The 15,954-nt window shown below is 33.0% G+C and carries 12 protein-coding genes; 11 read left to right on the top strand and 1 reads right to left on the bottom strand.

The features are described from left to right. Positions 1 to 116: 116 nt before the first annotated feature. On the bottom strand, positions 117 to 1,157 hold the full coding sequence (locus JM82_RS15275; RefSeq protein WP_145006030.1) for a LacI family DNA-binding transcriptional regulator: 1,041 nt from the start codon (positions 1,155 to 1,157) through the stop codon (positions 117 to 119). 268 nt (positions 1,158 to 1,425) lie between these two features. Here JM82_RS15275 and JM82_RS15270 point away from each other — a divergent pair, with 268 nt between their 5' ends. The 11 genes from JM82_RS15270 to frr all read left to right on the top strand — a co-directional run bounded on the left by JM82_RS15270 (position 1,426) and on the right by frr (position 15,892). Continuing rightward, positions 1,426 to 4,548, top strand: coding sequence for a SusC/RagA family TonB-linked outer membrane protein (locus tag JM82_RS15270; RefSeq protein ID WP_145006027.1), 3,123 nt, complete (start codon positions 1,426 to 1,428; stop codon positions 4,546 to 4,548). A 12-nt stretch (positions 4,549 to 4,560) separates the two neighbouring features. After that, positions 4,561 to 6,102 carry a RagB/SusD family nutrient uptake outer membrane protein gene (locus JM82_RS15265; RefSeq protein WP_145006024.1) on the top strand — a complete coding sequence of 514 codons (1,542 nt, stop codon included), beginning with the start codon at positions 4,561 to 4,563 and terminating at the stop codon, positions 6,100 to 6,102. Positions 6,103 to 6,117: 15 nt separating this feature from the next. After that, positions 6,118 to 7,494 (top strand): SusE domain-containing protein, encoded by a 1,377-nt coding sequence (locus JM82_RS15260; protein ID WP_145006021.1) that lies wholly within the window; start codon positions 6,118 to 6,120, stop codon positions 7,492 to 7,494. A 75-nt stretch (positions 7,495 to 7,569) separates the two neighbouring features. Further along, positions 7,570 to 10,488 carry an alpha-amylase family glycosyl hydrolase gene (locus JM82_RS15255; RefSeq protein ID WP_145006018.1) on the top strand — a complete coding sequence of 973 codons (2,919 nt, stop codon included), beginning with the start codon at positions 7,570 to 7,572 and terminating at the stop codon, positions 10,486 to 10,488. 192 nt (positions 10,489 to 10,680) lie between these two features. After that, positions 10,681 to 11,136 (top strand): 50S ribosomal protein L13, encoded by a 456-nt coding sequence (gene rplM, locus JM82_RS15250; RefSeq protein WP_145006015.1) that lies wholly within the window; start codon positions 10,681 to 10,683, stop codon positions 11,134 to 11,136. Next, on the top strand, positions 11,136 to 11,522 hold the full coding sequence (rpsI, locus tag JM82_RS15245; RefSeq protein ID WP_028289143.1) for a 30S ribosomal protein S9: 387 nt from the start codon (positions 11,136 to 11,138) through the stop codon (positions 11,520 to 11,522). The genes rplM and rpsI overlap by 1 nt, the downstream gene beginning before the upstream one ends. A gap of 180 nt (positions 11,523 to 11,702) precedes the next feature. After that, positions 11,703 to 12,473, top strand: coding sequence for a 30S ribosomal protein S2 (rpsB, locus tag JM82_RS15240; protein WP_145006012.1), 771 nt, complete (start codon positions 11,703 to 11,705; stop codon positions 12,471 to 12,473). Positions 12,474 to 12,560: 87 nt separating this feature from the next. Next, positions 12,561 to 13,520: a translation elongation factor Ts gene (tsf, locus tag JM82_RS15235; protein WP_099568045.1), complete on the top strand. Its 960-nt coding sequence runs from the start codon at positions 12,561 to 12,563 to the stop codon at positions 13,518 to 13,520. 119 nt (positions 13,521 to 13,639) lie between these two features. After that, complete coding sequence (locus JM82_RS15230) at positions 13,640 to 14,245, top strand: DUF6705 family protein (RefSeq protein WP_145006009.1); 606 nt, start codon at positions 13,640 to 13,642, stop codon at positions 14,243 to 14,245. Between the two features lie 310 nt (positions 14,246 to 14,555). After that, positions 14,556 to 15,263 (top strand): UMP kinase, encoded by a 708-nt coding sequence (pyrH, locus tag JM82_RS15225; protein ID WP_145006006.1) that lies wholly within the window; start codon positions 14,556 to 14,558, stop codon positions 15,261 to 15,263. A 71-nt stretch (positions 15,264 to 15,334) separates the two neighbouring features. Further along, complete coding sequence (gene frr, locus JM82_RS15220) at positions 15,335 to 15,892, top strand: ribosome recycling factor (protein WP_145006003.1); 558 nt, start codon at positions 15,335 to 15,337, stop codon at positions 15,890 to 15,892. The last annotated feature ends 62 nt before the right edge of the window (positions 15,893 to 15,954 follow it).

The following is a 15,954-nucleotide window of genomic DNA, read 5'->3' as shown; positions in this document are numbered from 1 at the left end:
ATTATTACTATTTTGACAAGCTTTTACTTATCAAAACTATATTACCTGAGAAGTAAAAATATATGTTTTGATTGCCGTAAAGATATAAAAGATTTTAAATGAGCAATGTTAAATTTTTATTTTGTGGATGCGCGTTCAATTAATTCTGTTTCAATAACTACGGTTTCGTAGATGTCTTCTTCGTCTTCTCTTTCTAAATTATTTATCAATAATTCGGCTGCTTTTTCGCCTATTTTCTTACCATGTTGACTGACTGTAGTTAAAGCAGGAACAGCGTGTTTAGACAATACACCATCTGTAAAACCAACAATTTGCAAATCGTCTGGAATGGTTAAGCCTAACTTTCTAGCAACCTTCATTGTTGTAATAGCATACAGCTCGTTTACAGCAAAAACACCATCAATTTTTTTATTATTTTTAAATAAGTTTTCAATTTCAATTTCTAAAGAATCCAAATGATCTTCGGACAACAATTGATCATGAACCTTTAATATTAGACTAGCTTTTGGATCTATTTTATGATCTTCTAAAGCTTCTAAATAGCCTTGAGTCCTTAATTTACCTACACTTACATAATCTTTAGTGGTTACAATCGCTATGTTTTTACAACCACATGCAATTAATTTATTAACTGCTAATTTTGCTCCTTCAGTGTCATCAACTATTACCTTATCACATTTTATTTCGTTTACAACACGATCAAACATTACAATTGGCATGCCTTGACTGATAGTTTCAGTAAAATGATGATAATCTTGCTGTTGTAAGGTTTCTTTAGCAATAGACAATATAAAACCATCTATACTACCATTAGCAAGCATTTCCATGTTAATGACCTCTTTAGCAAAGGACTCGTTTGACAACCCTACAATAACATTATAACCTCTTTGATTTGCTACAGCTTCAATACCACTAATAACTTTTGAGAAAAAGTGATGCACAATTTCTGGAATAATAATTCCAATAGTTTTTGTCTTCCTATTTTTTAAACTAAGAGCAATGTTGTTTGGTCTGTAATTATAAAACTTAGCAAATGCCTGTACTTTTTGGCGTGTATCCTCACTAATCTCTATACTATTTCTAAGTGCTTTAGACACTGTTGATATTGATACATCTAATTCTCTTGCTATTTGCTTTAAAGTTATTTTTTTTTTCATAGGTATATTAAAAATAGAATGCTTGATTAAGATTTATCAAATATAAGGGGTTAAACTTATTGGATTAAGTCAAATATCCATTAAAAAATGACGATAATTCATTATTTAGTAGTCATTTATCTTAAATACTCAAAAAGTTGTCAACACGAAAACGTTTTCGTTGCTTGATATACAAGAGGTGACAAAATATTAACATAAAATTTACATAGATTTATCATCGAGAAGTAAAAATATACATTTAAAATTTAAACTAACTTAATATTATTGTATGAAAACAATTTTTAAAAGGCTTCTATTAGCTTTACTGTTTTTACCAACGGTTATACTTGCACAAAGTACAGTTACTGGTACAGTTACAGAACAAGCTACAGCCTTACCAATACCTACGGTTAATGTTATAATTAAGGATACATCCAGAGGAACAGCTACGGATTTTGATGGTAATTATACATTAGAGGTTAATAATGGAGATATATTAGTCTTTTCTTATATAGGCTATTTAACTCAAGAAATTACTTACAATGGACAATCTAATATTAATGTAGGTCTAGTAGAGGACGCTTCGCAATTAGACGAAGTCGTTATTATAGGATATGGTAGTGTTAAAAAAGAAGACCTAACAGGATCTGTAGATGTTGTTACGTCTGAAGATTTTAATAAAGGAGCCATAACGTCTACGGATCAACTGTTACGTGGTAAAGCAGCAGGTGTGAGAATTACAGATAGTGGTGGATCACCAGACTCTGCTCCAACTATTAGAATACGTGGTGGTGCCTCTTTATTTGCAGATAACAGTCCATTAATTGTAATTGATGGTGTTGCTCTTGGAGGTCAAAATCCAGCTGGAGTTTCAAACCCTTTATCATTAATTAACCCAAATGATGTAGAAAGTTTTTCTATATTAAAAGATGCCTCTGCAACTGCTATTTATGGTTCTAGAGCATCAAACGGAGTTATAATTATTACAACTAAAAAAGGAACTTCTGGCGAAGCAAAATATACATTTTCCACTAATGTATCAGTTGATAGTGCAGGTGAAGGTTTAGATATGATGAATAGCGAAGAATATGTTCGTTTTATTAAACAATATCATCCAACATACCAATCAGAATTAGGAGTACCAGTTGGAGAAGTTTCAACCACTGAACCTTCTAGCATTATCCAGGTAAATATTTACGATACGGATGGAAATATCACAGGAACAGAAAACAGAGCTGTTTATGACACTAATTGGAGAGATGCTATTTTAAGAACTGCTATTTCAACAAACACAAACTTTAGCGTTAGAGCTAACCTTGGAGGTGTATTACCTTTTAGAGCCTCTGTAGGTTATAGTGATTTAGAAGGTGTTGTAAGAACAGACGATTATAAACGTTATAGTGCTGCCTTTAAATTATCTCCAAAATTATTAAATGATAATTTAAAAATTGATGCCAATGCTAAATTAACTTTTGTAGATAAAAATGCTACAGATGCAGGTGGAGCATTAGGAGGAGCAATTGTGTTTGACCCAACAAAACCTGTGTATGATAATAATTCGATTTTTGGTGGTTATTATACCAACACAGCTTTGGATGGTACAAGATTATTAATTGATGGACAATCAAATCCATTAGCACTTTTGGAGCAAAGAGAACGACCTGAAAGAGCTTACAGATTTTTAGGAAATGTAGAATTTGATTATACCATGCCTTTTTTACCAGAATTAAAAGCGGTTGTAAATGTTGGATTAGACGCATCACGTTCTAAAATAAAAGAGAGCTTTGAAAATAATGCAATTTCTGCTTTTGGTATTGATACAACTAACGGTAACGCTGTTGTCTTTAATCCAGGAACAAGCTACAGAGAAAGACAACACATAACAAATGCAACCTTCGATTCGTATTTACAATACGCTAAAGAAATCGAGGAAAGCTTTATAACAAGATATGATGTACAATTAGGTTATTCTTACCAAAACTTTAAAACAGATGGTAATAGTGATCGTTTTCGTAACAACGTGGACACTGGTTTTAGAGAAGTAGATTTTAATCCAGAAAATCCTAATAACAGATATTATAATGATCAAAATTTACAATCATTTTTTGGACGTTCTAACATTAACATACTAGACAAGTATTTAGTAACTGTATCTTTAAGAGCAGATGGTTCGTCATTTTTTGTAACCGATGATGTTTGGGCAGAAGAAGCTTGGGGATTTTTTCCAGCAGCAGCTTTAGCTTGGAAAATAAAACAAGAAAACTTTTTAAAGGATGTTAACTTTGTAAACGACCTAAAATTAAGATTAGGTTATGGTAAGACAGGACAACAAAACATTGCAGGAGCAGTTGGTACATACTATCCTACTAGTCCTCTTTTTGCAGTAGGATCTCAAAACAGTCAATACCTTCCAGGTGCTAATTTATATTCGGCATTACCATTTCAAACAGGTTTAACTTGGGAAAAAACGTCTACTTACAACCTAGGTTTAGACTTCAACTTCTTTAAAAATAGCGTAATTAGTGGTTCTTTTGATATCTTTAAAAGAGAAACAACAGACTTATTAACAGATGCTTTAATTCCGCCAGGACAAGGATTAACAGATTCTTTTATTAAAAATGTAGGGTCGACAGAAAGTGAAGGTTTTGAACTTAACTTAAACCTTAATCCTATCCAAAATGAAGATTTCAACCTATCATTTAACGGAAACATTAGCTACGCTACAACGGAAGTAACTGATTTAGGAGGAATAAATACTTTAAGAATAGGTGGTGGTCTTTTAGGGACTGGTTCAAATTTGTTTTTTAATAAATTAGGTGAAGAGCCTGGTTTAGCAGGAGTTTTTAAACAAGTATACGATGCTTCTGGAAATCCAATTCCTGGTGCTTTTGTAGATTTAAATGGTGACAATCAAATAACTGAAGATGACAAATACTTTGAGGCTTTAGCACCTAATTGGACGTTTGGTTTTGGTTTAAATGTTAATTACAAAAACTGGGATTTATCAGCTAGTTTTAGAGGACAGTTAGATGGAAAACTTTATGACTTTAATGAATTAAGATATGGTCATACAGGTAGTGCAGAGCCAAACAACAACACAAGTATTACAAATGTTTTAAACTTTTATGATGGTGCAGCCAATCCTGTATTTGATGAAGTTATTGGTAATACACAGTTTTCAGATTACTTCCTACAAGATGCATCATTTTTAAGATGTCAAAACATTGTTGTAGGTTATAACTTTGATAGTAATTTTATTAAAAACACAAGTATGAGAATATATGGATCGGTTAACAATCCATTTATTATCACTAATTACGAAGGTCAAGATCCAGAAAATAATGGTGGTATTGATGGTGCTTTCTATCCAAGACCTACAACAATTAGTATGGGTGTGAATATTGATTTTTAAAAAACTATGAACATGAAAAAAATAATATTAACAGTTTTAGGGCTAGCGTTATTTACAACACTATCGTCTTGTGTTGATGACCTTGACACAGCGCCTAAAGTAGAATTAACTTTGGAACAATTATTAGAAAATGATCCAAATGCTGTAGAAGGTATTTTATCTAGACTATATGCATCATTTGCATTGTCAGGTCCAAGTGGCCCTGGTAGTTCAGATATAAGTGATGATCCAGGAGAATCACCTTTTTTAAGAGGAATTGTAAATTTACAAGACTTTACTGCAGACGGAATGAAAAATCGTTGGGGAGATGATGGTTTAGACCAACTAACAACAACCTCAGAATGGACAAGTAATAATAAATTTTTTAGATATTTATACAACAGAGCTTATTACACAATCCCACAATGTAACAATTTACTTAACGTATTAAGTAGTGCTAGTACTGATGCTGGCGAGACTGTAGTCTCTGAGGTAAGATTTTTAAGAGCGCTAGCTTACTTTTATGTAATCGATGTTTTTGGAAAAGGTGTTTTAGCTACTGACGAAAACTTTGGCCAATCAGAGCTTTTACCTGAATCTACAAGAGAAGAATTATTTAACTATGTAGAGTCTGAACTTTTAGAAATCGAACCATTAATAGGAACGTTTAACGGTTACGGAAGAGCAAACACGTATGTTGTAGACATGTTATTAGCAAAACTTTATATTAATGCTGAAGTTTATACAGGTACACCTCGATATGATCAAGCCTATACCTATGTAAATAAAGTAATTACTGAAGGTGGTTATACCTTAACAGATAACTTTGTTGAAAATTTCTCAGGAGATAATGATATGTCTTCAGAAATTATCTACCCTTTAATTGCAGATCCAATTGTAAGTCAAAGTTTTGGAAACACAACTTATATTGTAAACGGAAACTTAAGTCCAGACACAATAACTATTTCAGAATTTGGAGCAACAGAAGGTTGGCAAGGACACAGAGCCACTAAAGCTTGGTATGGATTATTTGGAGATTTAGATACATCTACAGATGATAGAGCTGATTTATTTTGGACTGAAGGTCACAACTATGAAATGAATGACTACACTGTATGGACTGATGGCTACCCTTCAATAAAATTTAGAAACACAACATTTAATTCAGAATATACTCCTACTAGTTTTTCTGGTACAGATTTTCCTTTATACCGTTTAGCAGACGCTTACCTTATGTATGCAGAGTGTGCGCTTCGTGGTGCAGCTGGAGCAAGTATGACAGACGCACTAAATTATGTTAATTTAGTAAGAACACGTTCAAATGCAACAGCTATTTCAATGGGAGATTTAAACTTAGATTTTATCATTGATGAAAGAGGTAGAGAATTAAACCTAGAAGGACACAGAAGAACAGATTTAATTCGTTTTGGAAAATTCACAGGTGGAAGCTACCTATGGCCTTGGAAAGGTGGAACTGTAAATGGATCTTCAATTCCTGACACATACAAAGTATTCCCAATACCGCAAACAGCTTTAGAAGCAAATCCAAATTTACAACAAAATACAGGTTACTAACTAAATAAAATAACAATGAAAAATTTTAAAATTTTATTACTTGTAGTTATCGCTTTGATAGGCTTTAACTCTTGTCAAGAAGACGATGATTTAGTTTTCACAGCAGCTCCAACAGGTGATTTCACCTTTTCAAATTCGTTTTTAGAACAATATGTTTTAACATCGCAAGCGTCTGGTAACATCGCAGAAAGATTTACATGGGATGATGCCAACTTTAATGTAGCTACTAACACCAGTTACGAACTACAACGTTCATTAACTGGAGATTTCACAGATATGGTTGTAGTAGAAACAACAAGTGCTAATGAGCTAGCTGTGACTATTGGAGACATGCTATCTATTGCTGAAGAAGCAGGTTTAAATAATGATCCTGCAACACCAGAACTAAATGCTGGAAGCATAACTTTTAGATTAAGAGCTTATGTTGGTGATACTGGTAATGGGACAGAATTAATGTCTTTTCCACAAGTATTAAACGTTTATTTACCGCCTGTTACTAATGGTGGTGGTGGATCTGGAATAGAACCATCTATTTGGGGAGTTGTAGGATCTGCAGCTAACGATTGGGGAAATGCTGGTCCAGACTTACCATTTTACACGACTTCTGATCCTGACGTTATAGTTGCTTATGTTAATTTAAAAGATGGAGAGATTAAAATTAGACAAAGTAATGATTGGTCACTACCTAATTATGGAGATGCAACTTTAGATGGTGTTTTAGACACAGACAACGATAATAACATTGCTGTTACAGCTGGAGATTACAAAATTGTATATAACACCTCTACCTTAGATTATACTATTGAAGCGTTTTCTTACGGAATTGTTGGTTCTGCTTACAATGATTGGGGAAATGCTGGACCTGATGCTAAATTCCATTACGACTACACTACAGATACATTTAAAGTAGGTGTAAGATTAATAGATGGTGAAATGAAAGTTAGATTTAACCAAGATTGGGGATTACCAAACTATGGTGATGCAACACTTGATGGTGTTTTAGATACTGATAGCGACAATAATATTGCTGTAACTGCTGGATTCTATTTAATGACTATAAATCTAAACGATTTTTCTTACACCTTAGTACCAACAGATTTATGGGGAGTTGTAGGTTCTGGTTATAATGATTGGGGTAATGCAGGTCCTGATGCTACTTTTACACCTTTAACAGACACACAATGGTTAGCAGAAAATGTGACATTAATTGATGGAGAAATTAAAATACGTTTAAGTGAAGATTGGTCTTTAATTAATTATGGAGATGCAACATCAGACGGTGTATTAGATACTGATAACGATAATAACATAGTTGTAACTGCTGGAGTTTATGATATCAAACTAGATTTTACAGATCCTGGTGCTCCAACATATGTATTTATAACTAAATAATAATTAATTTGATTATTAAATAAGAGGCAGCATCCAATTTGGTAAGCTGCCTCTTTTTTTAAAACTAACTTCGCTATGAAAAAAATTATTTTTTTTATTTTTTTGCTATGTCAAATTACATTGGCGCAGCAACAAAATGTAACTTACAATGTTACTCCTTCTGTAATTGAAGAAGACCAATTGGTAACACTAACTTTTAATGGTAGTAGTATTAATGAAGCAACTTGGAATGTTGTTAATAATGAACTGTATTTATGGTCTTGGTCATATGATTTAAACTTAACTAATCAGCAAGACGCACCAAATAATGGAGATTGGACAGACTCTTCAAACACAACAACGCCTAACCTATTGACTTATAATTCAGGAAGTGACACCTACTCTATTTCATTTATACCACAAGACTTTTATAACCGAACAGGAATTGGACGTATTGGGTTTCTTTTAAAGGCTAAAGACGCTTCAGGAGACAAAAAATCTCAAGATATACTTGAAGATGTTGGTTCATTTCAAGTAATTTTAACGACTCCAGAAGACAATTCTACAACAATTATAGATACTGGAAGCAACTTTGACATTTCTGCTAATAATACAGGTGGTAATGCTAATTACGTTTTAAGTGCAGACGGAACAACTATTGACACTCAAAATGGCGTGTCTTCGTATAACTTCCAAGACACAGCTATTACAATAAACAAAAACTATACATTAGACGTAACAGTTGGTGGGCAAACTAAAACAAAATCATTTTCTGTAGTAGTAGATCCTGGTAGTACTTTTGCTATCATGCCAACTAACTATCAAGACGGAATCACTTATGATCCTGCAGATCCTACACAAGCAACTTTAGTATTATATGCACAAGGTAAAGACTTTGTATACGTAGCAGGAAGCTTTAACAATTGGCAGCCTGACAACAGCTACGCTATGAAAAGAGATCCAACTAGAAATAATAAATATTGGATAACATTAACAGGGTTAACTCCAGGTCAAATAGAAACATATCAATATTGGGTAGTAGACAAAACACCAATAACAAATTCGCCTAAATTAGTTAAGGTTGCAGATCCTTATTCAACATTAGTATTGTCTCCTTTTGATGATCCATACATTCCAGCAGCTACTTATCCAAATATCCCTACCTATCCTACTGGTCAAGATAGAGAAGTTACTGTTTTACAAACTGGCCAAACAGATTATCCATGGGTAGTTACAGATTTTGAAAAACCTAAAAAAGAGGATTTAGTAATTTATGAAGTCTTAGTTAGAGATTTTGATGCTAATAGAAATTTTCAGGATATAATAGATAGAATAGATTATTTTAAAAATCTAAACATCAATGCTATTCAATTAATGCCAATTATGGAATTTGAAGGCAATGAAAGTTGGGGATATAATACCTCTTTTCATATGGCATTAGATAAATATTATGGTACAGAAGACAAACTTAAAGAGCTTATCGATATTTGTCATCAAAACGGAATTGCTGTAATATTAGACCTTGCACTAAACCATGCATTTGGACGTAACCCTATGGTACGCATGTGGATGGATGATGCAGATGGTGATGGTTGGGGAGAACCAAGTAGCGAAAACCCATATTTTAATCAAGTCGCAACACATAGTTACAGTGTTGGTTCAGATTTTGACCACTCAAACTCTTTCACAAAAGTATATTCAAAAAGAGTTGTAAAACAATGGATTGAAGAATACAAAATTGATGGATTTAGATGGGATTTAACCAAAGGGTTTACTCAAAACGCCTCTTCAGGAGAAACGCAAACCAACGCTTACCAAGCCGATAGAGTTGCAATTTTAAAAGAATATGCAGATTACTCATGGAGTTTGGATGAAGACCACTACGTTATATTTGAACATTTAGGATTTGGCGGAAGTGCTGCAGAAGAAAAGGAATGGGCTGATTATAGATTAGATGAAGGTAAAGGTATCATGCTTTGGGGTAAAATGACAGATCCTTATAACCAATTAACAATGGGTTATGCTTCAGGAACCGACATTAGCAGAATGGGTCATAAAGACAACAGTCGTAATTATGATGCACCAAGACTAGTAGGCTATCCAGAAAGTCATGACGAAGAAAGACTAATGTATAAAAATGTACAATTTGGAAACAGCACTAATGCTAGTCATAATGTTACTAATTTAAATATAGCTATTAAAAGAATGTCTGCATTAGGTGCAGTATCATTAACCATACCTGGTCCAAAAATGATTTGGCATTTTGGAGAACTTGCTATGGAAAATTCTATTTACACCTGTAATAATGGTAGTGTAAATACGGAAGCAGATGCTATTGACGGCAACTGTAAATTAGATACAAAACCACAACCTCAATGGACAAACGGATGGCTTACGGACGCTAACAGAAGTCAAGTATATAATGATTGGTCTAGAATAAACGAGTTAAAGGTAAACGAAGCTGTCTTTGAAGGAGACTATATAATTAACGATAGTAGCAACCCAAATGTAGACACTTTAACACCTAGAATTTACATATTTGACAATGCTTTACCTTCAACCGAATTAAAAAACGTAGTAATATTAGCAAACTTTGATGTCACATCACAAAACGTGACACCAGATTTTCCATATACAGGTACATGGTATGACTTAATGGATCAAAACAATAGTACCTTTATTAATGTAACTAACACTGCAACACCAATTACAATACCTGCAGGAGAGTTTAGAATATATGGTAATGCAGTTCCACAAAGCCTAAGCACAGATCAATTTCAAATTGCAGATAACTTTAAATTATATCCTAATCCTGCAAAAACATCTTTTAAACTAACAACTAAAATAACAGGAGTTAAAATCTTAGACGTGTCAGGAAAACAGTTAATTGAATATAAAGGAACATTTGAAGCAGGACATCAATTTAATATTGAAAACTTAGTTAACGGATTATATATAATACAGTTAGAAGACACTAACGGACAAACTAAAATATCCAAACTAATAAAATCTTAAATCAACACCTATAATCATATAAAAAGCTTCAATTAAATATTGAAGCTTTTTTGTAGTGCATTTTGATACTCAAAAAGATATGAACAAACTTATTAAAAATAAGTGCTATCAGTATTTGGTAATCAAATATATAATCGTAAATTTGCAAACTCTTTTTGAGAGAGGAATGTTTAATAAAAAATAATTAATAACGTGGACACATTAAGCTACAAAACGATTTCAGCAAACAAAGCAACTGTAGATAAGCAGTGGGTTTTAGTAGATGCTGAAGGTCAATCATTAGGTCGTTTAGCTTCTAAAGTTGCAAAACTTTTAAGAGGAAAACATAAGCCTAGCTTCACACCACACGTTGATTGTGGAGATAACGTAATTGTTATCAATTCAGAAAAAATCAACTTAACTGGAAACAAATGGAATGACAAAACGTACATTCGTCACACAGGTTATCCAGGTGGGCAAAGAAGTTTAACTGCTACAGAAATGTTTGGAAAAGATCCAGCAAGGTTAGTAGAAAAATCAGTAAAAGGAATGTTACCTAAAAACAAATTAGGTGCAACATTATTCCGTAATTTAAATGTTGTTGTTGGTGCAGCTCACTCACATGAAGCACAAAAGCCAACAGTAATTAACTTAAACGAATTCAAGTAATGGAAGTAATTCACAAAATTGGTCGTCGTAAGACCGCAGTTGCTCGTGTTTACCTATCTGAAGGAAAAGGTAACATTACGATCAACAAAAAAGATCTTAAAGACTACTTCGATACAGCAACTTTACAGTACAAAGTAAATCAACCATTAGCTTTAACAGATAATGAAGGTAACTTTGATATTAAAGTAAATGTATTTGGAGGAGGTATCACAGGTCAAGCTGAAGCTGTACGTTTAGCAATCTCTCGCGCAATGTGCGAATTAGATGCTGAAAACAGATTAATCTTAAAGCCTGAAGGATTATTAACAAGAGACCCAAGAATGGTTGAGCGTAAAAAATTCGGACAGAAAAAAGCGCGTAAGAAATTCCAATTCTCTAAACGTTAATACCTTTGTTGAATTTATTTTCAACACAAAACAAAAAATCAAACAGTTATTGTTGTCCTAGTCTCTTTAAAACAAAAGCGCAGGATTTAGTTTAGCATCTAAATAGTTAAGGCTATTGAATATTATTTTTTCAAGACCACTTAATTATTGCTAATTCAACAGAACGTAAACTATTACAAAATGGCAGTAGAAGTAAAAGAATTACTTGAAGCAGGTGTACACTTTGGTCACCTTACACGTAAGTGGGATCCTAACATGGCGCCTTACGTATATATGGAGCGTAACGGTATCCATATTATAAATTTATATAAAACAGCAGCTAAAATTGAAGAAGCTGGAGACGCATTAGCAAAAATTGCAGCTTCAGGTCGTAAAATTTTATTTGTTGCAACAAAAAAGCAAGCAAAAGATATCGTAGCTGAAAAAGCAGGTAGCATTAACATGCCTTTCATTACTGAAAGATGGCCTGGTGGAATGTTAACAAACTTTGTTACAATCCGTAAAGCAATCAAAAAGATGGCTACAATTGATAGAATGAAAAAAGATGGTACGTTTTTAACGTTATCTAAAAAAGAACGTTTACAAGTTGACCGTTTAAGAGCTAAGTTAGAAAAAAACTTAGGGTCTATCGTTGACATGACACGTTTACCAGGAGCTTTATTTGTTGTTGACATTAAGCGCGAACATATTGCAATTAAAGAAGCTCAAAAATTAAACATTCCAATTTTTGCAATGGTAGATACTAACTCTGATCCACGTCAAGTAGATTATGTTATACCAGCAAATGATGATGCTTCTAAATCAATTGATAAAATCTTAACGCACGTTACCGATGCTATTACAGCTGGATTAAACGAGCGTAAAGCTGAAAAAGCAGACAAAGATGCAGCTAAAGCAGATAAAAAAGCAGCACCTAAAAAAGCTAAAGCAGCTAAAGACGAAGAAGAATAAAATAACAATTTCAAAACACAAATAAGTCGTTTAATTCTTTTCTTTGTTGAAAACTAATTAAACGACTTTTTTTAAATTATACTTATTATGAGCGAAGTAAAAATTTCAGCAGCACAAGTAAACGAACTAAGAAAAGCTACAGGAGCCGGAATGATGGACTGTAAAAAAGCATTAGTTGAAGCAGGTGGTGATTTTGACAAAGCAATTGACGTTTTACGTAAAAAAGGTCAAAAAGTAGCAGAAAAAAGAGCTGACAGAGATTCTTCTGAAGGTGCTGCAGCAATCAAAATTAACGATGACAACACTGTTGGTGTTGCAATCGTATTAGGTTGTGAAACTGATTTTGTTGGTAAAAACGAATCATTTTTAGCATTAGCTGCACAATTTGCAGACATTGCAATCAACTTTGATACTAAAGAAGATTTCTTAGCTGCAGACTTTGGTGGTATGACAGTTACTGAAAAATTAGTAGAACAAACAGGAGTTGTTGGAGAGAAATTAGAAATTACTGCATTTGAAAAATTAGAAGCTCCTTACGTAGGTTCTTATGTTCATATCAATAAAATTGGTGCATTAGTTGGTTTATCTGAAGCAAACGAAACGGTTGGTAAAGATGTAGCAATGCAAGTAGCTTCAATGGGAGCATCTTCATTATCTTACAAAGATTTTGATCCTGCATTTGTAGCATCAGAAACTGAAGCAAGAATTGCTGTTATCGAAAAAGACAACATCGAGTTAGGTCGTTTAGGTAAAACACTTAAAAATGTACCTCAATACATCTCAATGTCTCAATTAACTCCAGAAGTTATGGCTAAAGCAGAAGAGGATGCTAAAGCAGAATTAAAAGCTGAAGGAAAACCAGAACAAATCTGGGACAAAATTTTACCAGGTAAAATGGATCGTTTTGTATCTGATAATACTACTTTAGATCAAGAACAATGTTTATTAGATCAAAGATTTATTAAAGATGAAAAAATGACTGTAGCAGATTACGTAGCATCTCAAAACGTATCTGTAACAGCTTTCAAACGTGTATCTTTAGGATAGAAAACTATTTTTATTTCCGCGTAAGCGAAAATTTAAAATAATTACACATATTTAAAACCACTACTCTATTTTAGAGTTAGTGGTTTTTTTTGTTTAAATTGTAGTGTAAATTCTTTTAAATGAAAAACACACTTTTTACGATAATATTCCTTGTTTTTACAACCTTAGTTTGTAAAGCTCAACAACCTATTATTCCTCTAGATGACAGAGAGGATTATATACCCAATGCATACTACAAAGATATAGATAACGATTTAAATAAGTTTACTGGGACTTGGGTTTACACAAATGGATTAACTTCATTAACAATTACTTTACAAAAAATTGAACAAGCGTCGTTTTCTGATTGCTTTTTTGACACATTAGTTGGCGAATATAAATACATTGAAAACAACACCGTAATAGTAAATACTTTACCTGATTTAGATAATCTAAGCATAGAACCATACTATCATAACATAGCAGGTAGTAGAATTTTGTATGAGGCAGAATACCCTGGATGTGATGACTGCGAATTCCTTGAAAAACGTGTTCGTTTATATTTTGATGACCCAGATCCTACAAGACAACATTTAAGTAGTTATTTAGCTATTAGATATGTAAATGATAATGGTGTAGAGAAAATAGAAGCACAATTAGTTAAACTAGGGACAAATGTTATACCAGAAGGCGCACCAACAGAGCCTAGAGTCCCTTATGGGGATTACACATTTACAAAGCAGTAAAAAACTTCAAAACGTGTATCTTTAAGATAGAAAACTATTTTTATTTCCGCGTAAGCGAAAATTTAAAATAATTACAAATATTTAAAACCACTACTCTATTTTAGAGTTAGTGGTTTTTTTTATGATTAATTAATCAACTTAGTAAAAAAGCGAACATTTGTGTATTAATAGCAATTTCAGAAATAAAAAATTTATGTAGCTTTGCTAAACTTTCAGAACGACTTATGAAACTTCCATAAAAAACGCTCTAACGCAAGAGAATGATTAAATGGAAGCAACATATGACCCATGAAAAACAATAAATAAACACATGAAATACAAACGCATACTCCTAAAATTATCTGGTGAAGCCCTAATGGGAAACCGTCAATATGGTATTGATCCAGAACGATTATCAGAATACGCAGAAGAGATTAAAGCAGTTACAGAAAAAGGTGTAGAAGTTGCTATAGTTATTGGTGGTGGAAACATTTTTAGAGGTGTTGCAGGTGCCATGAATGGTATGGATCGTGTACAAGGAGATCATATGGGTATGTTAGCAACTGTTATTAATGGTTTAGCATTACAACAAGCATTAGAAGATGCTGGTATAAAAACCAGACTTCAAACAGCTATCAAAATAAACGAAGTTGCCGAGCCTTTTATTAGAAGAAAAGCCATGAGCCATCTTAATAAAGGTCGCGTTGTAATTTTTGGAGGTGGAACAGGTAATCCTTATTTTACAACAGATTCTGCTGCAGTATTAAGAGCTATCGAGATTGAGGCTGACGTAATCCTAAAAGGGACGCGTGTAGACGGAATATACAATACAGATCCAGAAAAAGATAGTACTGCTATAAAATTTGACCATATTACTTTTGACGATGTATTACGTAAAGGTCTTAAAGTTATGGATACTACAGCTTTTACTTTAAGCCAAGAAAACGACTTACCAATTATTGTATTTGATATGAATACAAAAGGTAATTTAATGAAGGTAGTTTCTGGAGAAAACATAGGAACACAAGTAAGTTTATAAAATAGATTATTATATTACGTTTAAAATTGGCTCGCTTTTTGAAAGTCATTCAATATTAAATTATTACAAGCATGAACGAAGACATTACATTTATAGTAGACAGCACAAAAGAAGCAATGGATAAAGCCATTAAGCATCTTGAAAAACAATTTGTAAATATTAGAGCCGGAAAAGCTAGTCCTGCAATGTTAGGAAGCGTAATGGTAGACTATTATGGATCACAAACTCCGTTAAGTCAAGTTGCTAATGTTAACACTCCAGATGGTCGCACAATAACAGTACAACCTTGGGAAAAAAACATGCTACAAGCAATTGAAAAGGCTATCATGATCGCTAATCTTGGTTTTAACCCAATGAATAATGGTGATTTAATAATAATAAGTGTTCCGCCTTTAACAGAAGAGCGTAGACGTGATTTAGCAAAACAAGCTAAAGCTGAAGCTGAAGATGCTAAAGTAGGTGTTAGAAGCGCACGTAAGGATGCTAATAACGACATTAAGAAGACTGAAGATGCATCTGAAGACCTTCAAAAAAATGCAGAAGCAGATGTACAAGCTTTAACAGACAAATACGTTAAAAAAATAGATGACATACTAGCTGCTAAAGAAGCAGAGATTATGACTGTATAAATCTTAAAAGCGACTTAAAAGTCGCTTTTTTTATAACTTTTATCAAAATATACCGTTAAGAG

Source organism: Olleya sp. Hel_I_94 (genome assembly GCF_007827365.1).
Lineage (GTDB): Bacteria > Bacteroidota > Bacteroidia > Flavobacteriales > Flavobacteriaceae > Olleya.
The sequence above is the reverse complement of the archived record's forward strand: the minus strand, read 5'-3'. Positions and strand labels throughout refer to the sequence as shown.

What these genes read in the sequence shown, in the direction of transcription:
- JM82_RS15275 (WP_145006030.1), bottom strand. Translation starts at nt 1,157, where the DNA reads ATGAAAAAAAAAATAACTTTAAAGCAAATAGCAAGAGAATTAGATGTA.
- JM82_RS15270 (WP_145006027.1), top strand. Translation starts at nt 1,426, where the DNA reads ATGAAAACAATTTTTAAAAGGCTTCTATTAGCTTTACTGTTTTTACCA.
- JM82_RS15265 (WP_145006024.1), top strand. Translation starts at nt 4,561, where the DNA reads ATGAAAAAAATAATATTAACAGTTTTAGGGCTAGCGTTATTTACAACA.
- JM82_RS15260 (WP_145006021.1), top strand. Translation starts at nt 6,118, where the DNA reads ATGAAAAATTTTAAAATTTTATTACTTGTAGTTATCGCTTTGATAGGC.
- JM82_RS15255 (WP_145006018.1), top strand. Translation starts at nt 7,570, where the DNA reads ATGAAAAAAATTATTTTTTTTATTTTTTTGCTATGTCAAATTACATTG.
- rpsI (WP_028289143.1), top strand. Translation starts at nt 11,136, where the DNA reads ATGGAAGTAATTCACAAAATTGGTCGTCGTAAGACCGCAGTTGCTCGT.
- rpsB (WP_145006012.1), top strand. Translation starts at nt 11,703, where the DNA reads ATGGCAGTAGAAGTAAAAGAATTACTTGAAGCAGGTGTACACTTTGGT.
- tsf (WP_099568045.1), top strand. Translation starts at nt 12,561, where the DNA reads ATGAGCGAAGTAAAAATTTCAGCAGCACAAGTAAACGAACTAAGAAAA.
- JM82_RS15230 (WP_145006009.1), top strand. Translation starts at nt 13,640, where the DNA reads ATGAAAAACACACTTTTTACGATAATATTCCTTGTTTTTACAACCTTA.
- pyrH (WP_145006006.1), top strand. Translation starts at nt 14,556, where the DNA reads ATGAAATACAAACGCATACTCCTAAAATTATCTGGTGAAGCCCTAATG.
- frr (WP_145006003.1), top strand. Translation starts at nt 15,335, where the DNA reads ATGAACGAAGACATTACATTTATAGTAGACAGCACAAAAGAAGCAATG.